Source organism: Hymenobacter translucens (assembly GCF_020685205.1).
Classification (GTDB): domain Bacteria; phylum Bacteroidota; class Bacteroidia; order Cytophagales; family Hymenobacteraceae; genus Hymenobacter; species Hymenobacter translucens.
Genome location: NZ_JAJERB010000008.1, coordinates 175,540 through 201,013, shown reverse-complemented (window position 1 = coordinate 201,013; position 25,474 = coordinate 175,540). Strand labels below are relative to the sequence as shown.

General features: G+C 60.7%; 18 protein-coding genes. 5 read left to right on the top strand and 13 right to left on the bottom strand.

Annotated features, from left to right (window positions below; all coding sequences use genetic code 11):
• The first annotated feature begins 28 nt into the window (after nt 1-28).
• From LJY25_RS17250 to LJY25_RS17235, 4 genes are all read left to right on the top strand, one after another.
• Complete coding sequence (locus LJY25_RS17250) at nt 29-6,244, top strand: DUF6443 domain-containing protein (RefSeq protein ID WP_227609719.1); 6,216 nt, start codon at nt 29-31, stop codon at nt 6,242-6,244.
• On the top strand, nt 6,241-6,816 hold the full coding sequence (locus LJY25_RS17245) for a hypothetical protein (RefSeq protein WP_227609718.1): 576 nt from the start codon (nt 6,241-6,243) through the stop codon (nt 6,814-6,816). The genes LJY25_RS17250 and LJY25_RS17245 overlap by 4 nt, the downstream gene beginning before the upstream one ends.
• A gap of 178 nt (nt 6,817-6,994) precedes the next feature.
• Nucleotides 6,995-8,251, top strand: coding sequence for a zinc dependent phospholipase C family protein (locus LJY25_RS17240; protein WP_227609717.1), 1,257 nt, complete (start codon nt 6,995-6,997; stop codon nt 8,249-8,251).
• 251 nt (nt 8,252-8,502) lie between these two features.
• Nucleotides 8,503-8,838, top strand: a complete 336-nt coding sequence (locus tag LJY25_RS17235; RefSeq protein ID WP_227609716.1) for a hypothetical protein — start codon at nt 8,503-8,505, stop codon at nt 8,836-8,838.
• Between the two features lie 410 nt (nt 8,839-9,248).
• On the opposite strand, the gene LJY25_RS17230 is transcribed toward LJY25_RS17235, so the two are convergent.
• The 6 genes from LJY25_RS17230 to LJY25_RS17205 all read right to left on the bottom strand — a co-directional run bounded on the left by LJY25_RS17230 (nt 9,249) and on the right by LJY25_RS17205 (nt 13,501).
• A complete protein-coding gene (locus tag LJY25_RS17230) occupies nt 9,249-10,679 on the bottom strand; it encodes an RCC1 domain-containing protein (RefSeq protein WP_227609715.1) in 1,431 nt (476 codons plus the stop codon).
• A gap of 213 nt (nt 10,680-10,892) precedes the next feature.
• A complete protein-coding gene (locus LJY25_RS17225) occupies nt 10,893-11,162 on the bottom strand; it encodes a hypothetical protein (RefSeq protein WP_227609714.1) in 270 nt (89 codons plus the stop codon).
• Between the two features lie 76 nt (nt 11,163-11,238).
• Nucleotides 11,239-11,721 (bottom strand): SMI1/KNR4 family protein, encoded by a 483-nt coding sequence (locus tag LJY25_RS17220; RefSeq protein ID WP_227609713.1) that lies wholly within the window; start codon nt 11,719-11,721, stop codon nt 11,239-11,241.
• A 75-nt stretch (nt 11,722-11,796) separates the two neighbouring features.
• The gene (locus tag LJY25_RS17215) at nt 11,797-12,297 is read right to left on the bottom strand and encodes a hypothetical protein (RefSeq protein WP_227609712.1); all 501 of its coding nucleotides are present in this window, start codon (nt 12,295-12,297) and stop codon (nt 11,797-11,799) included.
• A 67-nt stretch (nt 12,298-12,364) separates the two neighbouring features.
• Nucleotides 12,365-12,757, bottom strand: coding sequence for a DUF4260 domain-containing protein (locus LJY25_RS17210; RefSeq protein WP_227609711.1), 393 nt, complete (start codon nt 12,755-12,757; stop codon nt 12,365-12,367).
• A 105-nt stretch (nt 12,758-12,862) separates the two neighbouring features.
• Entirely contained in the window at nt 12,863-13,501 is a 639-nt protein-coding gene (locus tag LJY25_RS17205) for a Crp/Fnr family transcriptional regulator (RefSeq protein ID WP_227609710.1), read from the bottom strand.
• A 125-nt stretch (nt 13,502-13,626) separates the two neighbouring features.
• On the opposite strand from LJY25_RS17205, the gene LJY25_RS17200 reads away from it, so the two are divergent.
• Complete coding sequence (locus LJY25_RS17200; RefSeq protein ID WP_227609709.1) at nt 13,627-14,952, top strand: glycoside hydrolase family 28 protein; 1,326 nt, start codon at nt 13,627-13,629, stop codon at nt 14,950-14,952.
• An 84-nt stretch (nt 14,953-15,036) separates the two neighbouring features.
• On the opposite strand, the gene LJY25_RS17195 is transcribed toward LJY25_RS17200, so the two are convergent.
• The 7 genes from LJY25_RS17195 to LJY25_RS17165 form a co-directional block, all read right to left on the bottom strand.
• Complete coding sequence (locus tag LJY25_RS17195) at nt 15,037-15,825, bottom strand: MBL fold metallo-hydrolase (RefSeq protein ID WP_227609708.1); 789 nt, start codon at nt 15,823-15,825, stop codon at nt 15,037-15,039.
• A gap of 365 nt (nt 15,826-16,190) precedes the next feature.
• On the bottom strand, nt 16,191-17,276 hold the full coding sequence (locus LJY25_RS17190) for a WD40 repeat domain-containing protein (protein WP_227609707.1): 1,086 nt from the start codon (nt 17,274-17,276) through the stop codon (nt 16,191-16,193).
• Nucleotides 17,277-17,278: 2 nt separating this feature from the next.
• Nucleotides 17,279-17,866, bottom strand: a complete 588-nt coding sequence (locus tag LJY25_RS17185; protein ID WP_227609706.1) for a hypothetical protein — start codon at nt 17,864-17,866, stop codon at nt 17,279-17,281.
• A gap of 36 nt (nt 17,867-17,902) precedes the next feature.
• Nucleotides 17,903-20,335, bottom strand: coding sequence for a TonB-dependent receptor (locus LJY25_RS17180; protein ID WP_227609705.1), 2,433 nt, complete (start codon nt 20,333-20,335; stop codon nt 17,903-17,905).
• 110 nt (nt 20,336-20,445) lie between these two features.
• A complete protein-coding gene (locus tag LJY25_RS17175; RefSeq protein ID WP_227609704.1) occupies nt 20,446-20,796 on the bottom strand; it encodes a hypothetical protein in 351 nt (116 codons plus the stop codon).
• A gap of 138 nt (nt 20,797-20,934) precedes the next feature.
• Nucleotides 20,935-22,314, bottom strand: a complete 1,380-nt coding sequence (locus LJY25_RS17170; RefSeq protein ID WP_227609703.1) for a TolC family protein — start codon at nt 22,312-22,314, stop codon at nt 20,935-20,937.
• Nucleotides 22,315-22,375: 61 nt separating this feature from the next.
• Entirely contained in the window at nt 22,376-25,465 is a 3,090-nt protein-coding gene (locus LJY25_RS17165; RefSeq protein WP_227609702.1) for an efflux RND transporter permease subunit, read from the bottom strand.
• Nucleotides 25,466-25,474 lie beyond the last annotated feature (9 nt).

Below are 25,474 nucleotides of genomic sequence, written 5' to 3'. Positions count from 1 at the left end.
AGGATTCAGCGTGCTAATTATCCGTGTTATGCTTCGTAAATTTATTCTCCTGTATCCATTCGTGGCCAGCTTGCTGCTCCTGGCTACAGCAGTGCCGACTTTAGCTCAAGGTCTAGTACCTGATTCTACGGAGGCGCGAATCCTACGCCAGCTCTTCTATGCCACCGAGGGCGAAAAGTGGGATAACCATGCGAATTGGGTGGACGACGAACAGGGAAATGCCCTTGATGCCTGGTATGGCGTAGAAGTCGAGGACGGAGACGTGATTGGCTTGCGGCTGTCGAGCAACAACCTGAGCGGGACACTACCCCGGCAACTGGGTGAGCTGACTGGTTTGCGCTACCTCAAGCTGGAGCGCAACAACCTGAAGGGGGAAGTCCCCGCTGAGCTGAGTCAGCTAACCCAGCTCACGGAGCTCAGCCTGTCCGGCAATCAGTTATCCGGTAAAATTCCGGAGGAGTTGGGCAGCCTGACGGAACTAGTGAGGCTGAATCTGGCGGGAAACGCGTTGGAAGGCGGGATACCACCGGGATTAGGACAACTGGCTAAGCTCCAGGAGCTACGGGTCAATAATAACTTACTTAACGGAGCAATTCCTTCCCAACTTGGCCAGCTAAACCAGTTGCTGATACTTGACCTAAGCTTCAATCAACTCGACGGGGATTTACCTGAGGATTTCAGCCAGCTCATACGGCTTGAGCACTTAATGCTCGGTCAAAATAGCTTCAGCGCTAATTTACCGGCTTCCTGGGGAAGTTTATCTCAACTCAAAGAGCTGCGAATTGAGCAGGCCGGCCTTACGGGGCTGCTGCCCGCCTCTTTCGGTAGCCTGACGAGTCTGGAGATTCTGGATGTTGCCGGCAATGAGCTTGAGGGGGGCCTGCCAGCCAGTCTGGGGCAGTTGCAGAGCCTGCGTATTCTGCGGGCTGATCGGAATCAGCTTTCAGGCCCGGTTCCAGACTCTCTGGGGCAGCTCAGTCAGTTGCAGGAGCTCGTATTGGCGCATAATCAGTTGTCGGGCCCGCTGCCGGCCAGATTGAGCGGGCTCGTTGGGCTACAGCTGCTGGATCTGCAGGCGAACCGACTTACTGGCAGCCTGCCCGCTGCACTGGGTAGTATTTCGTCGCTGAGCAAGGTGATGCTGAACAACAATGCCTTTACAGGAAACCTGCCCTCGACCTGGAGCAGCCTGTCGTCGCTACTGGGGCTTTATCTGGACCACAATCAGCTCAGCGGTACCCTCCCCGCTCAATGGGAGCTGCTGTCGGAATTGCAGGCACTGTCATTGTCGTACAACCAGCTGCAGGGCAGCCTGCCTGCTTCGTGGTCCCGCCTGCGGCAGCTGAGCTTGCTCGACCTCGACCACAACCGGCTCACCGGTCCCGTGCCGGCTTCGTACGAGCAGCTAAGGAGCCTAAACCGCCTGAATTTAAGCCACAACGCGCTTTCAGAAACAATTCCCGGTGCACTGGATGCCGTCTTCCTGCACCTGGACCATAATCGCTTTTCTGGGGCCCTGCCCGTCGGCTTTCGGGTTACGGCCGGGCGCCGCCTCTATAAGCTAACGTTGGAAAACAATGAGCTTACCCACGTGCCTGCCTTCGGCAAGCCGCTGCAGGTCGGCAGCCTGGAAGTAGGACTGGGCGGGAATTACCTGGATTATGCCAGCTACGAGGCCAACGTTACGAGCCCCGGCATCTATCAGTTTTTCGATGAAGGTCAGCGGACCCCCGGGCCGGCCGACACGGTTTCGTTTCAGCGCAGCCGGGAACTGGTGCTGACCCGCACCATTGGCGGCAACTACAATCATTACCAGTGGCAGCGTCTGGTCAGTCAGGTCTGGGTAGATATTCCCGGCGAAACGAGTTCCGAGCTGCGGTGGCCCTCCCCAACTGAAGAACAGCAGGGGCTCTACCGGGTCCGGGTCACCAACGACTGGGTGGTGGGGATGAAGCTGTATTCCCGGGCTGTCTACGCCGATATCCTACCGTACACCGCCCTGACCGAAAACCGGCCGGTTGACGGAACCTGCCAGGCTGCCGTCGACCAGGTCGTTGAAAGTCCTGTTGAGGGCCCCATCAACTTTATCCGCACCTATTCGCCCCAGGTCGCTTTTTCGGATGCTAGTCTGCTGGCCAGCGCACCAACTGATTCCGTCCTGCGTCGAACCGACTATATCGATGGTCTGGGGCGGCCGGTTCAGACGGTACAGCATCAGCAGTCTCCGCAGCGGCGCGACGTAGTGCAGCTGGTCTCCTACGATGCCCTGGGCCGGCAGCCCCGGCAGTACCTGCCTTTTGCAGCCACCGTCCTGCCACTGGCCAACGGTTATTATCCTAATGCCTTCCGGGAACAGTTTGATTTCTACAACGACCGGTTCACGGGCCCGGGCTTCGCCACCGAAAATGTGGCCCGCACCGGAGCCGCCTTTAGCGAGCAGGGCTTTGAGCCTTCCGACCTGAACCGGGTGCTGGCCCAGGGCGCGCCGGGGGAAAAATTGCAGCTCAGCGCCGGGCACGCGGTTGCCTATAGCCAGGGCCCCAACCGAAGTGCCGAGGATATTCCTCGTTTCATCGTCGGGTATGATCCATCAGATCTTTCTCTGGGCTTCGCAGGATTGTACTTGGAGGGCGAGTTGTGGGAAACGGAGGTCCGGGACGAGCATAATTTCCGTACCCAGGAGTTCAAAGACAAAAAGGGGCTGGTGGTGATGAAGCGGGTTGAGTGTCCGCCGCCTGGAGAAAGGGCAGGAGGGGTGAACCCGGGGTGGCTTACGACCCTTTACATCTACGACGACTTTGGCAATCTGCGGATTGTGGTGCCCCCAAAGGCAGCCAAGGTCCTGGTTGCCCGCAACTGGGTGATTACGCCGGCTGAGGAAGTGCTCCTGTTTCGCTACTACTACAATAGCCGCGGGCTGGTCATCAGCAAGCAGGTCCCTGGCACTGATGGGCGTACGGAAATAGTATACGACCAGCTGGACCGCCCGATTCTCAGCCAGGATGCACTACAGCGCACCCGCAATGAGTGGACCTTCACGAAGTATGACCAGCTGGGCCGGACGGTCGTTACCGGCCTTTGTAGCCGACCTGCCTCCGCGACGGTGCTGCAGCGCGAAGCGCTGGCCGCTGCCAACCAATTCGAAGTTCGTACTGCCGCTGCGGCCTACCCCGAGCACTACACCACCGACCGGGCATATCCTGTGCTCGGCCAGAACGGGTTTTCGGCCGGGCAGCTACTGAGCATCCATTATTTCGACTCCTACGATTTCGATTCTGACGGGCAGGGCGCTGCCGATGCCCAGTTCGATTCCCGGTACGGCCGGCGCTTTGTGAGCGGTACCCAACCTCAGGCGGATGAGCAACGCGTAATCAGCTTTGCTACCCGGACCCGGATTCGGGTATTGCAGGTGCCAGCGTCCAGCACCGGCGCCTGGCTTACAACCACTACATTCTACAGTGAGCAGGGGAGGCCGGTGCAGATCGTCAGCACGAATGCCCGCGGCGGCCAGGATATTACAACCACTCAGTCCGACTTCCTGGGCAAAGTGATGCAGAGCTATACCGAACATACCGGCCCCAACCTGGGTGGCCCGCTGAAGGTTACCGAGCAGTTTGCGTATGACCACACCGGGCGGCTGCTTACCGTTCAGCAACAGGTCGATAACGAGCCGCAGCCAACCACTGTGGTGCAGAATACCTACAATGAGCTGGGGCAGCTTACCCGGAAAAGCTATGGTCTGGCTAATCAGCAGGCCAACTTTTCCTATACCATCCGGGGCTGGCTGCGCAGCATCAACGACGTGGTGCTGACCAATCCCACGGCTACCAGCCTGCTCTGGGGCATGCGCCTGAGCTATGACTGTGGCTTTGCCCAGCCTCAGTATAACGGCAACATTGCCGGGCAGCAGTGGCGGAGTCAGAGCGACGGAATTGAGCGGGCTTACGGCTACGTCTACGATGGGGCGAACCGGATACTGCAAGGCGACTTTGTTGCGCGCAGCACAAGCAGCCCAACCAGTTCCTGGGATGGGGAGCGAAATAACTACCGGCTCAGCTTTGTCAGCTACGATGAGAATGGCAATATCCTGACCCTGCGCCGCCGCGGGCTTCTGGCCGCTGCCACCCGCACCGCTCCCAAGCAGTACGGGCAGGTAGACGTGCTGACCTATTCGTATCAGGGTAACCGGCTGGTGGCCGTTGACGATGCCGTGACCACGAATCGACTCCCGCAGCCCGTCGGCAGCGCAGCTGCTCCCACCTCACTGGCCGGCGACTTCCAGGAAAAAACGCGGGCCACCGGACAGCCCGAGTATTCTTACGATGCCAACGGCAATATGACCGCCGACAGTAACAAAGGAATCACCAGTATTGCTTATAATTACCTCAATCTTCCCCAGCATATTACGTTCGGCAGCCGGGCCGACAGCATCGTATTTCGTTATACCGCTACCGGTCAAAAAGTAGCGAAGCTTGTCTATCAAACTGGTAAGCCCATGCAACGGACCGACTATCTGGGCAGCTTTCAGTACGAAGGGGATACTCTGCACTTCTTCCCGCATGCCGAAGGCCGGGTGCTGCGCTTCGTGTCGTCCCACTCAGGGCAGGTCCGTTATGTTCGGGAGTACACCCTGAAGGACCACTTGGGCAACCTGAGAATTGCGTTCCGGCCCGGGGACAAAGCCAGCTACATGGCCACCATGGAAGCTGCCCCCACCGACGTAGCTCAGCGGGAAGAGCAGCAGTTCGATACCCGCAGCATCGTTTCCACCCGGTTTCTGATTGGCCCGACGCTGGCCCGCACCGGCTCCTACGTAGCCCGGTTAAATGCTGCCACCGGCACGCCAATCGGTCCGCTCAAAATGCTCCCGGTGCACAAGGGCGACACCATTAGGGTGGAAGCTCCCGGCATGTACCAGCAGCAGGTGCAGAACACCGGCTTTACTTTCTCAACCCTGGCTTTTGTGACAGCCATGCTTCAGCAGGCACCACCTTCACCACTGCTTACGGACGGTGGCCGCAACAGCATCCGACCCCTGCCATTCCTCGGCATTGGCCTGACGTTGGTTCCTCAGCTCACTCAAAATGGCCGTGTCCCGAAAGGATATGTACGAGCCCTGTTGTTCAACCAGGACTCGGTGCTGGTCGACCAACAAACCGTGCAGCTACCCGCCACGGCTTTCAACAACTATGAGTCGCTGTTCCTGAATCTTATTGCTCCCGCCGATGGCTACATTCAGGTGTATGTGGGCAACGAAAGCGATGTAGACGTCTTCTTCGACGACGTGCAGGTAAAGCATAACCCGGGCCTGCAGGTTCAGGAGAACCATTACGACCCCTGGGGCTTAAGCCTGGCCGGCCTTGAGAAGACGGGAGGGCAGGGTGAGAATAAGCATCAGTACAATGGGAAGGAAAAGCAGACTGAGCTGGGTTTAGGGTGGAATGATTATGGCGCTAGGATGTATGATGCGCAGTTGGGGAGGTGGCATGTCGTGGATCCATTAGCAGAAAATAGTATTACAATGTCTTCCTATCACTATGCAGGTAATAATCCAGTTTTAAATATAGACCCAGATGGAAGAGACTGGTTTATGAATAGTGAAACGGGAGCGATGATTTGGCGTGATAGTCATGATAAGGCACAAAATATTAATGGGCAAAGTTATAGTAATGTTGGGGCAACCTATACACAAAAAATAGGGGAAGGTATATCACTTATTTATACCCAGAATGAGGTTACTTCTATTGTGTATGAGGTTATTGCACAATCTAGTTGGGTGTCACAAATTAATGAAGGGCTAAACTGTTACGAGGCATGTGAGAAAATGCTGACGAATGAGGGAATAGAGACTGCAGGTAGAGGTTCGGAAACGCTCTTAACAGAAAAAGGCGATAACGGTAAACCAGGTGCTGCTAGCGTTGACGCGGCAAGTGGTGTTAAGATAATTGATCAAACTATCGAAAATGGTAGCCCAATTATTATAGGCGTAGACTACAGGAACGGGTCTCCAAACTTTGATGGGATGACAGATCACTTTGTTGTTGTGTCAGGCAAAACCGAAACTATAAGCGATGGTCAGGTAACTTCTACAACATACAATTTTTTTGACCCTAGAACAGCGCATGAGAATAAGGGTACTTCCTCTACTAATTCCATGCAAATAAACGATAGTGGAAAACTTAAAGGGAGCTATTATAATGGCTCGATTAATTATACTGGTACTACTGTAAGAAAAAACAAATGAAAAATTTTCTATTTATTATTTATCTTGTGTTTGCAAGCGGTTCAGCTGTTTGTCAAACAGATAGTGAGCAATTCTCGAAATTTATTAGTGCGCTTGGCTATCTTGATATTCCACTCGTTTCTTCTGATGTAAGTAAAAGTGCTGCTTTCAATGAGACAGCGAGAAGCTTGTCCGCGAATGAGTGGTTGTATTTCGGTGTAGACAAAAATACTTGGCCAATTCATAAAGATTACAGCTACGAAGCTATAGGAAAATTTATGGTAAAGCGTGGCTTTGTTGGTGTGATCTACAGGTGTTCATATGAGCCTATTGATATTGTAAAAGAAAAACATGAGCTTATTTTAGTTGTATACAAAAAAAATGGGGCATTAGTTTCTTGGATTTCAATACAAGGGAATCATGACGATGAATTGCATTTTTTTGGGAATATTAATAAATATAATGAAATAATTATTAATTATGAATATTTTAATATAAATGCCAAAAATAAAAAATCAAAAGTTGTAAGAAAAACTAAAAAGTATGTGATAGATAAAGATGGCAAAATAGTTGATGTCGGTGTAAAGATGTGATGATGTTTGTAAAATTAATTTGCCTTAAATAGGTTATTTTTCAATCATTGTTTTCCTTAATTGAAGTGCAAATAATTTCTAAAAGCATTACCTCAACAACAACTCCTGTCGAGCTTTCGCGTAACCCGAAGGTCTGTCGGGCTTAACGCCCCTGCTGAGCCGGCCGATCCTTCGTTCCATGCTGAAATGGGTTATCCGGTCCGTTGCCCTTTTGCTGCTGGCGCCTTTTTCCGCCTCCGGCTACTCCGTGCTGACCCACCAGGCCACCATCGACTCGGCCTGGAAGAAGTGCCTGGTGCCGCTGCTGCAGCGCCGCTACCCGGGCGCCACCGACGAGCAGCTGCGGGAAGCCAAGTCCTATGCCTACGGCGGGGCCATCATCCAGGACATGGGCTACTACCCGTTCGGGTCCTCCCTGTTCACCAACCTCACCCACTACGTCCGCAGCGGGGACTTCGTGCATAACCTGTTCGACGAAGCCCGGGACCGCAACGACTTTGCTTTTGCCCTCGGGGCCCTGGCCCACTACGCGGCCGACATCAGCGGGCACCTCGAAGGCACCAACCGGGCCGTGGCCTCGGTGTATCCCGATCTAAAGGCGCAGTTCGGACCCGTCATCACCTACCTCCAGGCTCCCAAGCAGCATTCCCAGCTGGAGTTTGCCTTCGACGTGGTGCAGGTGGCCGCCGGGCGCTACCGCTCCGAGGACTACCACAGCGCCATCGGCTTCCAGGTAGCCAAGCCCGTGCTGGAGCGGGCCTTCGAGAAAACCTACGGCCTGAAGCTGGGGCGCGTGATTGCCAACGTGGATTTGAGCATCGGCAGCTACCGGTTCGTGATAAGCCAGCTGGTGCCCACCGCCACCCGGGCCGCCTGGGAGTCGCAGCGGGAACAGATCCGCCAGCTGAGTCCCCGGGTGCGGCGGCGGGAGTTTGTCTACCGGCAGAGCCGGCGTGAGTTCCGCCGGGAGTTTGGCACCAGCTACAAACAGCCCGGCACGGGTGCCCGGCTGTTGTCGCTCGTGGTGCGGGTGCTGCCCAAGATCGGTCCGCTCCGGCCGTTTGCCTTTAAGCTGCCCACCCGTGAGGCCCAGGAGCTGTTCAAGGCCAGCTTCCGCACGGTGCAAAGCCAGTACTGCGGACTGGCCGAAGCCCGGCAAAGTTCCACCGCCGCCCGCCTGCCGAATACCGACTTCGACACCGGCTACGCCACCCGGGCCGGGGAGTACGAGCTGGCCGATGAAACCTACGGGGAGTGGGTACGCACCCTGGCCAAGGATAAGTTTGAGGGCATCAGCGCCCCGCTCCGCCAGAACATCCTCACGTTCTACAGCGGTGCGGTCAAGGAGCCCGTCGGCCAGGAAGAAAAGGAAACCGACACGCTGAAAGAAACGCAGGCCGCGGTTGCAGCCCTGCGGGCATTCGAAGTGAAGTAAGTTGTCGCCGGGTGCCGAATCAGTCTACCTTTCGGACCGTTCCACTCGCTAGTTGTCGGTAATTTGGACAAATGAAATGCTGCCCGTTTAAAAAGTGGCTCCTGCTGCTCCTGCTCATCGCGGGCTCCATTTCTCTGCATGCCCAGACGTATCGGTTGCGGTCATTTAAAGGCAAGACAGTATCAATACGGGTGTATGAGCAGATAACCCCACGAGCCCTCGTGGTGGTGTGTGGAACGGATACCGTAAAGGTGTCCGAATCCTGGGCACTGGATACGGTTAGAGTGTGGAACCAGCAGTTTTTGCAGCTCACCTACGCCGTCCGGGGCGGCTCCAACCTGGGAATACGCAACACGCTCGTGGTCTGCGCGGCCCAAGGCAAACTCTGCCAGGCCCTGCAAGCGGAAACCTTTCGCGAGTACGACCTGCGCAACCTACACGGTGGCGACCCGGGCGAATACGAGTTGTACCGGGTGCAGATGCGCCTGCTGGGCTCCACCCCGGCGACCTACCGACTCCAGCTCACGGTTCACGACGAAAGTCGGTCCGGCCGCACCCCTGCGAATAACCGCCGTTCCGACACGTAGGCGGTGCTGAAGCTCGACGCCAGCCGCCATTTCTTTTACACCGGATACCAGCGGGTTCCCGCCCGGTTTACGGTCCTGAATCTAAAATCGGGAAGGGTGGTTACGCGCCGGCTCACCGGAATGCTGCCAGTGATGGCACTCGGCAATCGTACCCACTACTTTATCCAGGGCGAGTGGTACGAAGCGGCCGGTACCGAAGAGCAGCCCAACCAAGCTCGCTGATAACCCTCGTCTAACTTTCCGGAGCGCTTCTTCTTTCGCTTAAGCGCTTTCATTACTTCGAAACTAGCTTTCAACACACCTCCCGCTCTGCTCCGCTTAGCTAAGCCCCCAGGCTACGAAGGTGACCGGGTGCTGTAAGTAAAAAGCCAGCTCACTGCTCCGGGGTCGGCCTGGCTTGCGCAGTAGCATCAGTGTACCATTACCCGTACCGTTTGCGCAGGCGCACCCGGCGAGCGCAACTGGGCCAGGTACAGGCCGGCAGCAACTCCGGCAAGCGGCAACGGTTCCGCTGCAGCACCTTGCCGCAGCACCCGCCCGCTCATGTCCAGCAGCAGCAAGGTGGCGTGAGCTGGTGCGCCCGACCAATACAGCCGATCTACTGCCGGATTTGGATACACTAGGGCTGGAACTGCGGCCGCTGGGCGGACGGGCAGGGGCAGCGCCAGCAGACGCCCAAACGTCAGCGCGTGGGCCTGGGTGCCGTTGCCGAGCTGACCGGCCGTGTTGTCGCCGGTGGAGTACACGTGGCCGGCCGAGGTAAGAGCCAGCGCGTGGTACTGCCCCGTGGCCACCTGCGTCCACGTCTGGCCGCTGGGCGGGGCCACGCGGCCGGGCGTGTTTCGGCCCTGCGCAGCCCCATTGCCCAGCACGCCGCCTTCGCCCCAGCTGTAGAGTCCGCCGTCCGAGCACAAGGCCATGGAAAAGTAGTTGCCGGCGGCCACGGCCGTCCAGGTGTGACCGGCGGGCGGTGCAATGCGCACCGGGGCCAGGCGGCTGGTGCTGGTGCCGTCACCCAACTGATTCAGTGAGTTGCTGCCCCAGGCCCAGAGCGAGCCATCGGAGGCCAGTGCCAGCGCGTGCTGCAGGCCGGCGTCCGCCTGCGTCCAGCGCAGCCCCGCGGGCGGCGCAATGCGGACGGGCGCCCGGCGGTCGGTGACGGTGCCATCGCCCAGCTGGCCCTGGTTGTTCAGGCCCCAGCTCCACAAAGCGCCGTCGGCAGCGGCCAGGGCCAGGGAATAGTCAACGCCAGCCACGACCTGCGTACAGGCGGGTAGCCCTGGCACCTCCCCGGGCGTCTGGCGGCCCGTGGTGGTGCCGGTGCCGAGTTGTCCCTGTTGACCGGCGCCCCAGCTCAGCACCTGGCCCGAGGCCAGCAGCGCCAGTGAGTGCGAGCGGCCCGCCGACACTTGCTGGGCGACGGCCCCGGCCGGGAGCGGCACTGGAGCCGGCGCGGTCTGGCTTTGCGTGGTACCGTTGCCCAGCTCGCCGCTGGAATTCAGACCCCAGCTGTGGAGTGACCCATCGGTACACACCGCCAGGGTATGCGACTGACCGCCGGATACCTGCGCCCACTGCCTGCCCGCAGGGGCCGCCAGGGGCACGGGCAGCGGCTGGGCATTGCTGATGGTGCCCAGGCCCAATTGTCCGGCGTTGTTGCGGCCCCAGGCATACAGGGCGCCGTCGTTGCGCAGGGAAAAGGAGTAGTAAGCCCCGGCGTACACTTGCGTGTAGGCGTTGCCGGGGCCTTGTGCCCGCAACGGATGAACCCTGGCCAGCCCCACACTTACCAGCAGTCCGGCACTTAGCACGCGTAAAAAACGAGGTAGAGAAGGGGGCATCTTTCCGCGGGTTAAGAAGTTCAACAGCATGGCGTTTGGCAGGAGTCCCTGCCCGCGCACACTACGGCGACTGAGTGGGCAAAGATGCCGGTGCCCTGGTAGGAGGCTAGCTTCCGTTCCGCCACAGTGCCAGCGTAGAATTACAAAGAGGAGGGGCTGCAAACGCTCGTTTGCGTAAACGAGCGTTTGGCTGAATGGCATGGGAGCCGATTCCTACTTGCGAATAGTGCTCCAGTACTCTTCTTTTACATCCTCGTCGATCAGGACAGTCACACGCTCTGCTGGGTGCGCGTCGCCGCCACGCTTCTTGGGACCGGACACCCAATATTCTTCCCCTGTAGCCGTGTCAAAGAAGTTACCCTTGATTTTCTCGCTCCCACCTCGGGTCAAGGTTTTATCTCGATAGTAAACGGTCTGCAACGTCCGTGAAAACGAGACCCGGCCAATATGTGCTTCGCCGCTCTCTTTGTTTTCGATATACATAATCCGTGTTTTCATCGTGCATATCAATCTTCGCCTAGCTTTCTGACCGTTTGATTGAACTAGTAAGTTTGGGTGGTTACTCCACTGGCTCCTCGTCCAGGGAAGCCAAAAACTCGGGTAAACTCTCGGCAAGGAGGTACAGGTTCGTCCGAGCGCTGTCCGCCTCGACGGTGTAATCTACTTCGGATTCGTGGTCCCAGAAATACACATGGCCGACGTCTGCTCCTGCGCAAGCCAGGCAAATCAAGTTGCCGCCCGGGTCGTGGGCAATGGGCAAGAGAGCGATAGGAAGCCGTTTCTCATCGATTTTGAACGTCTCGATGTAGTCTCCAAGGCTGCCCCAACTTTCTTTGTGTGTGGGCAAGAAGCGCTCGACCAGCGAAGAGGTGCACCGACCTTGCTCAACGAAGTGAAACCCGTTGGGCGCGCACCTACCGCCGTTGTAGCGCAACAGGTGCTGCCGGTAGGCGCTGGGAAAGGGCAATTGCGCGTAGCGTTCCAACTCGTCCAACTCATCCTCCGTGGCGGGGGATGAGGTTTTTTCAAATACCACCATCATTTATTCTTTTGCCAAAGAAAAACTCCTTTGGCTGTTTGGACCGTTTTGCTGAACTGTAAGCCGCATATTTACTGCTCAGCTTCTCTTAGATGGGTTAGCCTTTTCAAGAAAGGCCATTATCTCGTCAACTGACATCTCCGTTACGTCTAACGTCTCTAGTTCCCGTAACTTTTCCTTGCTCTTGTCATAATAACCCGGCGAAAAAGCAATCACGCTTTCGGCGCGTTGGCTCACCTCGTAGTAGGCCCCGACGCCCTGCTGGTAGCAAGTATAGCCAGCCTTGTCCTGTTCCAACGCCGGGTCAGCGGCAAAGAGCGCCAGCGCCTTTTTTTTCGATAAGGACAGCAAGGAGATTTCTCCCAGCAGCACGCGGGCCGGACGGAAGAACTCCAAGGCCTCGCACGTCTCGGCGTCGTTGTAGTAGACGAACAGACCCAGTGACGGGTAGTAATCGGTATCCTCCCCACCTTGAAGAAATTGCTGGGGCGTCTCGACCACCTGCGCCCGGATGGCTGGTCGGCTTATGCCGAAACGGAAGGCCCCCGCACCGATGTGGGGTGTAATGGAAAAAGTCATGGAGCAAGATAAGGGCGCAAACTGGTGCCACGCCACGGTGCACTAAAACCCTTCTTTCACTGAACCGCTACAATCTACCAGACCCGGTACGTCCACCGTATGCCTGGTTGGCAGGTCCGACGCGTCCGAGGTGCGTATCGCGAAAGCCGGTTTCATGCTTCAGGCCGTATCCCAGGAGCCGGTCAAAGGCACTGTGGAACAGCAGCACCGTGCCCGCGAGCAGCAGCAGGGGCTGCCCAAGCCACCACCCGGCTGCCCCTGCCGCCAGGGCCGTGGCCTGGTGATGGGCAAGGTTGTAGCACCAGGCGCCTACGCGCGGCCCGGCCAGGTAGCCAAGCATGCTCAGATCCGGGAGCAGAAAGGTGGCGGGCAGCACCCACCACGCATACGGCAGATGGGCAAACACCACGAGGGCGAAAAGCGCTTCGGCCAGTTTTTCGGTTTTCAGCAGGGTTTTCATGCAGGCAAAAGGGGAGGTGAGAATGAACACCCAAACTTCCGGCGGCCAGCCCCCCGAACACGATAACAAACGCTAAGAAATAGGTCTGCTTCGGAGCCGGGTCGCTCATTCCGGCGGTCCGGCTGCTGGTTTTCGCGCGACGCGCGCCCGGATGCGGCTGAGCGAGACCGGGGTGACGCCGAGATAGTTGGCGACCAGGTGCTGGGGAATGCGCTCCAGAATCTTGGTTTTGCCGCTGGCCAGCAGGGCCCGGTAACGCTCTTCCGGCGAGAGGAGCAGGTGCTCTACCAGGCGGGCATCGGTGCCGAGCAGGTGGTATTCCGCCAGCAGGCGCCCAAACTGCTCGTAGATGGGCCGTTCCTGGTAGAGCCGGCGCAGCACCGCGTAGTCAAATACTACCAGCTCGGAACCCGTCAGCGCCTGAATATGCAGGCTGCTGCGCTGCCCGGTCAGGCAGCCGGGATAGTCTCCCAGCAGGTGGTTTTCAAAGAAAAAGTACGTTGTGCGCTCCTCCCCGTCGGGGCGCAGGTAGTACAGGCGGCAGCAGCCGCTGAGCAGCATGGCCAGCTCCGGGCGGTAGTCGCCGGCCCGCACGAAATGCTCGCCCCGGGCCAGGGACAGCGGGCGCAAAGCCTCGGCCAGCGGCTGCCAGTCAGCGTCCGTCAGCGAGGGTACGAAGCGGTGGAGGTAGGTGCGCAGCGGGTGCAGCGGGCCGGCCGGGTCCGGGGGCTGGTTTTGGATCACGCCGCTAAGGTAGAAGAGGGATACCCAAGGGGCAATCCGCCGGGGCCGGCTCCTGGCAGGTCAGTACAGAAGAGTAGACTTCGCGGGATCCTGCTTCTTTGCGCTGTCTATTCTTTTGCCCGCCGATGAAAGTCTTCCTTATCCTGCTGCCCCTGGCGCTCAGTGCGTTTGCCCTGCCCTTTAAAGCTCCCCAGCCGGCATCGTCCGGCGCCGGTGCCAAAGACTACGTTATCACCGACTTCGGGGCTGGTACCGATAGCACCGAGCTGAGCACCGCCGCCATTCAGCGCACCATCGACAAAGCCCACACCGAGGGCGGGGGCACGGTCGTGATTCCGAAGGGAGTGTTCCTGAGCGGGGCGCTGTTTTTCAAGCCCCGCACCCGGCTGCGCCTGCAGCAGGGGGCCAAGCTTAAAGGCTCCGACAACATTGCCCACTACCCGCTGCTGCCTTCGCGCATGGAAGGGCAGAGCCTGCCGTATTACGCGGCCCTCGTGAATGCCTACCAGGTTAACGGCTTTCGGGTGACGGGCCCGGGCACCATTGACGGCAACGGCCTGCAATTCTGGAAAAGCTTCTGGGCCCACCGCGACTCCATGCAGAAGCTGGGCAAGTCGTCGACCAACCTGGAAGTGCACCGGCCCCGGCTGCTCTTTATCTGGGGCTGCCGCGACGTGACCATTGCCCGGGTCAAGCTGCACAATGCCGGCTTCTGGACCACCCACCTGTACCAATGCAAAAAGGTGCTGATTGAGGGCTGTGATATCCGCTCCCCGTTCCGGCCGGTCAAGGCGCCCAGTACCGATGCCGTCGACATCGACGCGTGCCAGAAGGTAACCGTCCGCAACTGCTATATCTCCGTCAACGACGATGGCATCGTCATGAAGGGCGGGAAGGGACCCACCGCCCACAAGCTGCCGGAAAACGGCCCGGTGGAGGACGTGCTGATTGAGAACTGCACCTTTGGGGAAGTGCACGCGGCCGTTACCTGCGGCAGTGAGTGCATTCACGCCAACCGCATCACCGTGCGCAACTGCCGGGTCGACAACGACCGGCCGCTGCTGCTGCTCAAGATGCGCCCCGACACCTACCAGCTCTACGAGAACATCACGGTTGAAAACATAACCGGCCGCTGCGGCACAATCGTCACGCTCTCGCCCTGGACGCAGTTCTTCAACCTGGCGGGAAGCACGGAAAAGCCTTTTGGCACCATCCGCAACATCACCATCGCCAACGTCAAGGTGAAGTGCAAGCAGTTTGCGGTTTTGAATGGCAACCCGGCCGATCAGGTTACCAGCTTCACCTTTAAAAACGTGGACGCGACGGCGCAGACGGCGGCCTTTCCCAACAAGTATCCGGGCGTGAAATTCTCAAACGTGACCCTCAACGGAGCTCCCTTGACGGCGGCCCCGGCCGCAGGCCCGGTGGTGACCCCGCTAAAGCCAGACTAGGGCGCCGCAGCTCATTGCAGGAAGCCCGACCGGTCTGGTAAATTCCCGGAGATTCTACCCGGCCGGTCGTCCCCTTACGCCCGCTTATTTGGCCGCCGGGTACCAGTTGCGCAGCCGGACGTCGATTTTCCGGTTTGCCGTGTTCACAGTTTTCTTAAAGCTGTCGACGTCGCTCAGGCCATTCTGGCCGCGGTAGTGGTAGGGATATACGATGCCTGGCTTGAAGGCCAGCACGCCCTGGGCGGCCTGGTTCACGTCCATGGTATACGGCAGGTTCATGCACACGAAGGCCACGTCGATGTCCTTTAGGGCGCGCATTTCGGGAATATCTTCGGTGTCACCCGACAGGTACACGTTTTTACCGCCCAGGCTGAGCACGTAGCCGTTGCCCCGGCCTTTGGTATGCATGGCATCGGCGGCTTCGGGCAGGTTATACATCGGAATGGCCGCCACCCGCATGCCCAGCGTGTCGAGCCGCTGGCCGTTGCGCAGGATGCGCACCTGCGCCTGGTACTCCGGGGGCAGCTTATCGGCCACCGCCTTAGGAGCTACCAGCAAGGCTTTGCCAACGGCGAGGCCCCCCAGCGTTTTCAGGTCCATATGGTCGCCGTGAATGTCCGTGATAAGAATCACGTCGGGCGCGGCCAGTCCCGCGTAGGCCTCGGCTCCCCCGTAGGGGTCCACGTAAATAGTCTTTCCGTTCCACGTCAACACCACGCTGCCGTGCGTGATGGGCTGCACCGTGAGCGGCCCGCTTTTGGTCTTGATCTGGTCGGCGGCCACGCGCAGGGCAGCGGCGGAAGGAGTGGTTTGAGCGTGCGCCGGAGCAGTAAAAGCAGCCAGCGCGGCCGTAAGAAGCAGGATCGACTTCATGCGTTTTTTAAATCGGTGGGTTAGACGGTACTGCCCGGCTTTTCGAAAAGCAGGGCGGCGGAGTGGTTTCGCTGAAAACTGTAACCATAACCCGGTTGCCCGCCACAAGTTCTGGCCGGGCATCTGCCGGGTCGATACCCAGACGGAAGGGCATGCCGGGTAGGCTGGTACCTATAACGCCAAACAGCGCTGCCCAACTGAACAGCGCTGTTCATTTCCGGCACTCGTGCCCGGGCAGCCCTCCAGGCAAAAGGCCCGCCAGCGGCTGCTGACGGGCCTTTGGGCCGTGGTTTATGTGGGCAAGCTTAGGGCGTCACCCTGATGTTGGTCAGGCCGCCTGTTCCGGCAACGGTTCACTGTCTGCTTCAGCCGGCTATGCTGAGTACCGCAACCCGGCCTCCACGCGTGCCCAGGGCCAGACAGCAGTCATTGGCCATCCAGGTTAAGGCCGTAATGCCCGACCCAAACGGGTACACGCCCAGGGGCAGCGTGCAGGGGACGGGGTTCCAGAGCGCCAGCGTGCCGGCAGCATCGGCTGACGCCAGCAAGTCGCCCCGGTGCTGAAACACGGCGTATTCCACATCCACCGGGTGATACGCCAGCCGCTTCGGGGAGTCGCGCACTCCGGCCGCTGCTACCTCCCAGATTCCTATATCCGAGCCGAGGGGGGCTGCCAGCCGGCTGCCAGCATGGTGCCAGCTCAGCGTCCGTCCTGTTTTCACCTGGCTGCCTGCCTTCCGCTCAGCCCCGCTGAGGAGAAGCCAGCTTACCAGGCCGCCGCCAGAGCACCCGGCCGCGAGGTGACGGCCGGTCGGGCTCCAGGCTACGGCTGCCAGCGCGAGCCCGCCACTAAGCGGCAGGCTCGGTTCCGGGGTAGTAGCTACCGAACCAGGCACGGGTACGACTTGAACTCCGGAGCGGGTGGCCAGGGCTACGGCCCCCGAATCGGCGCGCCAGCTCAGTCCGGCAATGCCCGCGCTTTGAGAGTCGCAGCTTCCGATCAGGCGGCCCACTTCATCGAGCAGGAAAAGGGTAGGGCCCGCCACCGCCGCCAGCCAGTGGCCGTCAGGTGACCAGCTCACGTGCTCAATCCAGGTTTTGCCCAGGCGCTGCTGCGCTACGGCTTTGCCGGTGTGAGCATTCCGCAGCCGGAGGATGCCATCGAGGTGACCGGTTGCCACAATGGGGGCACCCGGGCTTGCACTCAGGCACATATTCCCCCCTGTCTCGCTCCACGAGGGCCGGCCATCGGCAGCACTCAGGCACACCAGCTGGCCGGCTTCGGTCAGGGCCAGCACGGCACTATGGTCGGCCAGCCAGGCAACCTCCCGAACGGCGTAGCCCAGCTCGGTGCTCCAGCGGGCCACGGGCGCCGGGAAAGTGGTCGGCTGCCGGGAGGCCAGCGGGCCAAACCGACGCGAGGCGGTTGTACCCGCTTCCGTGATTTGCATACCTATTGTACTGTCACCGGCACCGTAGCTTCCACATCTGCTTCGCCGGTGCTGGCCGTGCCGTCCTTGGTGCCGGGCTGGTGGAGCAGCGTGATCTTCAGCGAGCCCGAACCGGCTGCCGTCGTCGCCAGGCGGGTAGTCAGTCCTACTTCGCGGTTGTTGGCGTCGCGGTCGGTGCGGGTTATGGTCATAAGCCCGGCGGGGGTGGGGGCGTAGAAAAACAGGTGGTCTTCTTTTTCGGTAGCTACTTCATCGGTCACGTTGGCCACCGGGCTCTTGGTTTTGTCGAGCAGGGTAATCGTGCCGGTATAGGTGGTGTTGGCACGAAGGGTTAGTGGACCGCCGGTAATGACGGGTGCCGCGCCGCCGGCGCCGTCGAGGTCTTCCCAGGTGATGGTGGCTGCCGGGGCCGTGCTGCCGGCAGCGGGCGTCAGGGCATACGTAACGGTGGTAATCAGCTCGGCATCTTCTTCGGGCTCCGGCTCATCATCACTGCACGCGGAGAAGGCCAGCGGCAGACTCAGAAGCAGCGCGAGCAGAGGCTTGGCAGAAGGCAGTGTAAAGCCGGCGGGAGAGGTCGTGAATTTCATGGGTTCGTTGGGTTGAAAAAGTGAGGTGATGAATCGTTAAAAGTTGAGCTTGAGGCGAACGGTGACGTTGCGTCCAAGCTCGTCGAGGTAATACCGGTACCGGTTCAGGTAGTCGCGGTAGCGGGTGTTCAGCAGGTTGGTTCCGCTCACGCTGAGGCTCAGCGGGTGGCGGGTGGCAGCGCCGGCTACCAGGCCCGCCTCGGCGTTGAGCAGCGTGTAGCCCGCGGGCGGGTCCTGGTAGTCCTGTCCGTTTTCCGGGCGGGGCGTGCGGGCCTGCCGGGCCACCGCCTGCACCCCGACCTGGGCATAGAATCCGCTTACCCGCCGGGGCGCGGCGGATGCCCGCTGCTCGTAGCGCAGCCAGGTTTCCGCCCGGTCGGCGGGAGCCAGAATCAGGTAATCGTCCTTGGTGATATCCCGCTCCCACACCGTGGCGGCCTTAACCCCCAGGGTGAGGACGGGCAGCAGCCGGAAGGTGGCCAGCAGGTCGGCACCCCGGAACCGGGCGTCGGTCTGCTGGTAGCGAAACGAGGGAAACAGCCCCCGCACGCTGAGCACCTCCGGAATGGGAGTCTGGTAGATGTACCCGTCGAACGAGGTCTGATACAAGGTCACCTCCCCGTTGAAGCGCGGGTTATCGTGCCAGCTGGCAGTCAAGCTCAGGCCCCGCGCGGTTTCGGGGGTGAGCGGCGGGGCACCGGGCAAACGGGAGATATCGTAGCCTTCCTCGTAGATACCGCCGTGCACTCCCTGGCTGGCCCGCTCATTGGCCGCCGGTGCCCGCTGGTTCAGGCTGACGTCGGCTCGGAGCGTAACGTGGGGGGAGGCGTCCCACATGGCACCCAGCGAGGCAGCCGGCGTGAAGTAGCCATAGTCTTCCTCCACTACCGTAAACACCCCGGCCGGCCGGGTCGGCCGCTTGGTGTTGAGCAGCCGCCGGTCCAGCCGCAGGCCGGCTTCGAGCAGCCAGCGGGCCCCCGGGTGCCACCGGCCCAGCCCGTACAGGCCGAGCGCCTGATTGGTGTAATAGGGCATGAAAAAGCGGGAGCCCGGCCGGTAGGTGTTGTTCTGATACGTACCGCTCAGGCCCAGCTCACCGCTGACCGAGCCCCAGGGCTTGGGCTCCCAGCGCAGCTCGGCGGTGCTCGTGGCGTTGCGGTAGTCCAGCTCGGGCAGGTTCCTGGCGGCCGTAGCATCGTTGCGGGGGCGGAACTTGTCGTACTCGCTCCGGTCGTCCCACTGCTGGGCCACCGTCAGCTCAAGCCGCCCGTTCCGCTCGCCCAGCCGGTAGAAGCTGCGGAGCTTGAGCAGCGTGTGTTGCAGATCCTGGTAGCCGCGGTTGATGGCATACGTGAAATCCTGCGCCACGCGGGGCGTGTTTCGCTGGGCCGCGCGGGCATTCTCCGGGAGCGGGTACAAACCCAGCCGGGCGTTGTACTGGCTGAAAAACAGCTCCGTTCCCCACCGCTCCCGCTCGTAGCCCAGCGTACCGGCGTAGCTGTATTCTGCCAGACCGGAGTTGGCAATCCGATAGTCGGGTGTGGCGGCCGAGCCGGCCCGGCGCACGGTTCCCACTACCCGGCCCGCCAAGCCCGGCACTTGCTTCGCAGTACCCTGCAGCGTGAAGGAAGCCGCGCCCAGGCCGTTGTTGCTGGCCCCAACCAGGTGCCCCTCGCCACTGACCCCGGCAGAGTCGGGGAGGGCCGCCGGCTCGGCCAGCACCACGCCACCCATGGCATCCGCTCCGTAGCGGACCGCGGCGGCTCCCTTCACCACCGTAAGGCGGGCGGCCACGAAGGGGTCGATTTCCGGGCCGTGCTCCTGGCCCCACTGCTGGCCTTCCTGCCGCACACCGTTGTTGAACAGCGCCACCCGGTTGGAGTGCAGCCCGTGGATCATGGGCTTGAACACGCTTGGCCCGGTCTGGATAGCCGACACGCCACTAACCTTAAGTAAAGCCTCCCCCAGGGCCTGCCCCCGCGTGGCCTGCAGGGCGCTGCCGCTGAGCGTGGCCGTCGCCTGCGGGACGGGAGCCGCAACCCGCTGCCCCCGAACCAGGGCGCCTTGCAGCAGCACGGCATCGGGGTGAAGCTGGAAGTTGCGAACGGTAGCGCTGCTCACCCGAACTTCCACCGTTTCGGGGCGGTAGCCGACGAAGCTGATTTCAAGGTGGTAGAGCCCGGGGCAGACGTGAAAGTGGTAGTTGCCGAATTCATCGGCCGCGCTGACGTCGTTGGTTTCGAGCAGGCGGGCGGTGGCCCCGGGCAACAGCTGTCCGGTTTCGTGGTCGGCCACCCGGCCGGCCAGCGCCAGGTTGCACCCGGCCGCCGGCCCCGCCGCAGCGGGGTGCGCAGGAGCAGTCGTGCTCATCTGTGCGTCGGCTGCGATGCTGTACAGCACGCCCAGCAGGCACAAAACTACACGCCAAACACCTCTTTCCCAGTGGGAGAGCGAAAGGTTTACACGCATGAATAGGAAAAGGAGCCGCGGGGTGAAGTGGCACTTCACCCCACTGGTGACGCAGGGCTGCGCTGGTTAGCGCAGCTCGTCAGAAGCCCAGCCCACCGTGCCACGAGGGGCTAGGCGCTGGGCGGCCCCCGGCCCGCGCGCTCAAAGACGGCGACAACCGGCAGACCCGGTACGGGCGCAGTGGCTCGTACGGCAAACACTGGCCGTGCGGCCGGCACCGGCACGAGGACCGGGGCGGCCGGCAGTACCGGCACGTCATACAGCTGATCGACGTGGCAGTGCTGGTGCTTGACAGTGAGCAGGGCCTTGCCTTTGGGGGCAGCAGGAGCCCGCGTCGGCTCGTCCTGGGTGTGCGCGTGGTCGTGCAGCAGCAGTACCATCGACTCCGGAGCCCACACCCGCCCAAGCAGCAGCAGCAGCAGCAGCGAAACGTAGCGACGGAAAAGAGGGGAGTGGAACACGGGTCGGGGAATAGCCGAAGAACAGCGCCTCACACAGCGAGGAAAGGCCAGGTTAGCAAAGATACGAGGAGTACGCCGACTAGCCGGTGACGGACGTATCGGCTGCCCAAATCTCGCAATTCTGCGGTAAAACGCAAGTTATTTTGGCGGCTCCTGCACCAGGGCTCCGCTCAGGCGGCGCAGCACGATTTCGGCCTGCTTGGCCTGGAAGCGGATGTCGAGCAGGCGGTTTTCGGCATCGAGCTGGGTGCGCTGGGCTTCCCGTAGCGCCAGGGGCGTCAGCAAACCCAGGCGGTAGCGCTCAAAGGCAATATTCACGTTCTGGCGGGCCAGCAGGATGTTGTCTTCCTCCAGCTGCAGCAGCTGCAGGCGGTTCTGGTACTGAGCATAGGCCTGCTCCGCCTCCGCCGTAAGCTGAAGCTTGGTCTGGTCGAGCACGAGCTGGCTTTGCTCTTCGGCCACCCGGGCGTTCTGGACCTGGCGCTTGCGGTTGAAGCCGTCGAAGATGGGCACCGAGGCCACCACGCCGTAGTTGAGGCCCCGGGTGAGGTTGGTGCTTTGGGTGAGCACGGTGCCGGCAAAAGCGGCGTTGTTGATGTTGCGGGTAAGACCATAACCGGTCGTCAGGCCCACCTGGGGCAGGCGGTCGGCCTGGAGCAGGCGCCGGTCGTAGGTGGCAACTTCCACGCCGAGGCGGGCCTGCTGCAGGCGGGGGTTGCGGGCCTCGATGCCCTGCACGGTGGCGTCGCGGTTCAGGTCCCGGGCTACCACGATGGAGTCGGCGGGGCTGAAGTCGAGGCGGGGCGAGCGGCCCAGTAGGGTGTTCAGGTTGATCTTGGCGGTGGCCAACGCTTCCTGCTGCTGAATAAAGGCCGAGCGGTCGGCGTTGAAGTCGACCCGGGCGGTGAGAACTTCTACCTTGGCGCTGGCGCCCACGTCGACGCGGGCCTGGGTGAGGTCGATGCGCTGCTGCCCAATGGCCAGGGCCGCCTCGAACGAGCGGATCTTGCCCTGCTCGCGCACCACGGCGTAATAGGCGTTGGTAATGTCTTCCACCGCTTCTTCGAGTGTGGCCCGGGTAATCTGCTGCTGGCGCTGCTCCAGGGTCTGGAGCCGGTCGTAGGCAATAAACATTCCCATACCGTCGAAGACCGTCCAGGTGAGGGCCACGTTGCCGTTGAGAAAGTTGGAGGTGGCCCCGTTTACGATGCGCGGGTCGTTTTCCCCGAACCGCTGGTTGAGGTTGTTGCGGTTGAAGGTGCGGGTGAAGTTGCCGTTCACGACCGGCAGCTGCCCGGCCGCGCCCCGGGTCACGTTGTTGGCCGTCACTCGCTCATCGTTGCGGGCCAGGCGGATGCCATAGTTGTTTTCCAGGCCCAGGCGCACGGCCTCTTCCAGCGTAAGCGGCGGGGCCGCCGCCACCGACTGGGGCAGTCGGGTCTGGTTTTGCTGCGCCGAGGCCGGGGCCGCCAAGAGCAGCCCCAGCGCACCGGCCAGAAACAGGGATTTTATCTTCATTCGAAAAGAAACCAATACAGGGGTGTTGCGGGGAGAAATAGGGCAAGTACCGGGGCTCGACTTACGCCAGCGCCGGGGCTTGCTGCTCATCCTTCTCCTCGCGGTGCTTGTGTTTTTTGGCGGTGGCGAAGTACGAGTACATCACCGGCACTACGTACAGGGTGAGGGCGGTGGCGAAAAACAATCCGCCCACTACGCCGATGCCCATGGCCCGGCGGCTAAGCGCCCCGGCGCCGGTGGCAACGGCAATGGGCAGGATGCCCAGGATGGCGCACAGCGACGTCATCAAAATGGGGCGGAAGCGGGCCGTGGCGCCTTCGATCAGGCCGGTCATATAGTCGGCGCCTTGCTCGACGCGCTGGTTGGCAAACTCCACGATGAGGATACCGTTCTTGGTGACCAGCCCGACGAGCATGATGATGCCGATCTGGGAGAACAGGTTCAGGGTCTGGTTGAAGTACCACAAGCTGAGCAATGCCCCGGAAAGCGCCAGCGGTACCGTCACCATGATGATGACCGGGTCGCGGAAGCTTTCAAACTGGGCGGCCAGCACCAGGTAAATCAAGACCAGGGCCAGACCAAAGGCGAAGAGGAGGGAAGAGGAGCTTTCCTCAAAGTCGCGCGAGGCGCCCGACAGCTCGGTGGTAAAGGTCTCGTCGAGGTTCTTCTCGGCAATGGCGCGCATGGCGGCAATACCGTCGCCCAGGGTTTTGCCCGGGGCCAGCGAGGCCGAGAACGTAGCCGAGTTGTAGCGGTTGAAGCGGTACAGCTGGGGCGGCGTGCTGCTTTCTGCCAGCCGAATCACGTTGTCGAGCTGCACCAGCTCCCCGGTGGCGCTTTTCACCGACAGCTGGCGCACGTCGAGCGGCTGGTTGCGGTCTTCACGGGCTACCTGTCCGATAACCTGGTACTGCTTGCCTTCCCGGATAAAGTAGCCGAAGCGCTGCCCGCTCAGGCCGGCCTGCAGGGTTTGGGAAATGCTCTGGACCGATACGCCCAGGCTCTGGGCCTTTTCCCGGTCGATGTTGACGCGCAGCTCGGGCTTGTTGAATTTCAGGTTTACGTCCACAAACTGAAACGTCGGGTCCTGGCGGGCCGCATCCAGAAACTTCGGTACGGCTTCGCGCAGCTTTTCAAAGCTCTGGTTCTGCATGACAAACTGCACGGGCAGGCCACCGCCGCCCCCGCCCCCGATGCTCTGATCCTGCGACACCGAGGTGCGCGCTGCCGACAGGCGCTTCACGCCGTTGGTTACGGCTTTGGCCACTTCGTCCTGCGTGCGCTCCCGCTCATCGGCTTCCAGCAGGAGCACGCGGGCAATACCTGAATTGGAACCCCCGCCAAAGCCCGGTGAGGTTACCGTGAACACACTGTTCAGGTCGGCGCCGGCTGAGTCGATGGCCATTTTGGTAATCTGGGCCATATACGTGTCCATAAACTCAAAAGAAGCACCTTCCGGGCCGGTTGCGTTTACGTTCACCCGGCTGCGGTCTTCTACCGGGGCCAGCTCCGAGGGCAGGGCCTTCATGAAGTACCAGATTCCCACGCCCGTGCCGACCACCATCAGCCAGGCCATCCAGCGGTTGCGCAGGAAGCTCTGCAGGCTGCTCTGGTAGCCCCCGATCAGGCGCTCAAAGAACGGCTCGGTCTTGCGGTAAAACCAGTTGTGGGTTTCCTGGCGCTTGAGCAGCTTCGAGCACATCATCGGCGTCAGCGTCAGCGACACGAAGGCTGAAATCAGCACCGAGCCGGCTACCACGATGCCAAACTCCCGGAACAGGCGCCCGGTGATACCCGTGAGAAACACCACCGGCAGGAATACCGCCGCCAAGACCACCGTCGTACTCACCACGGCCATCAGAATCTCCTCGGAGCCCTTGATGGACGCCGTTTTGGGGTCCTCGCCATTTTCAATCCGCGAGTAGATGTTCTCCAGCACCACAATGGCGTCGTCGACTACCAGGCCAATGGCCAGCACGATGGCCAGCAGGGTGAGCACGTTAATCGAAAAGTCGAGCAGGTACATCACAAAGAAGATACCGACCAGCGACACCGGAATGGCCACCACCGGAATCAGAGTGGAGCGCCAGTCGCGTAAAAACAGGAAGATGATGATGACCACGAGCACGAACGCCTCGATGATGGTGTGCTCAACCTCCTGGATGGACTTGCGGATAAAGATGGAGTTGTCGATGGCAGGCCGCAGCTTCAGGTCGGGCGGCAGATCTTTCCCGTACTGCTCCAGACGCTTGTTGAAGGCATCGGCAATATCGATCTGGTTGGAGCCCGGCTGCGGAATGACGGCCAGGGCCACGCCCGGCGTACCGTTGACGCGGAAAATGGTCTGGTCGTTTTCCGGGTACAGCTCGGCATACCCAATGTCCGAGAGGCGTACCAGCGACGAGGCGTCCTTGCGGATAATCAGGTCGTTAAAGTCTTTCACCGAACTCAGTCGGCCCATCGTGCGCAGGGTAAGCTGGGTGGCCTCGCCCGAGATGGCGCCGCTGGGCAGCTCCACGTTTTCGCGGGTCAGGGCCGTCTGCACGTCCACCGGGCTCACGCCCAGGGCCGACAGCTTCACCGGGTCCATCCAGAGGCGCATGGAGTACTTTCGCTCCCCATACACCCGCACCTCCGACACGCCGGGAATCGTTTGAATCCGTTCCTTGAGCGTGTTATTGGCATAGTCAGTCAGTTCCAGCAGGGTGCGCTTATTGCTGCCCAGATAGGTAATTACAATCGGCTGGGAGTCGGCATTCGCCTTGCTCACGATGGGCGGGTCGATGTCGCGCGGCAGGCGGCCCTGGGCCCCCGAGACCTTGTCGCGCACGTCGTTGGCGGCCGTTTCCAGGTCGGCGTCGAGGTCGAACTCCACGGTAATCTGGGTGCGGCCGTCCCGGGAGTTCGAGGTCAGGTTCTTGATGCCGGCAATGCCATTGAGGGCTTCTTCGAGCGGCTCGGTTACCTGCCCCTGCATCACGTCGGCCGAGGCACCTGTATAGGAGGCCGACACGGTGATGATGGGTGGGTCCACGCTGGGGTATTCCCGAATGCTGAGGTAGCGGAAGCCGATAACGCCGAAAATCACGATGACAAGGCTCATCACGATGGCGAGGACCGGGCGGTTGATGCTGGTGGAGGAAAGACTCATTCTTCTTTT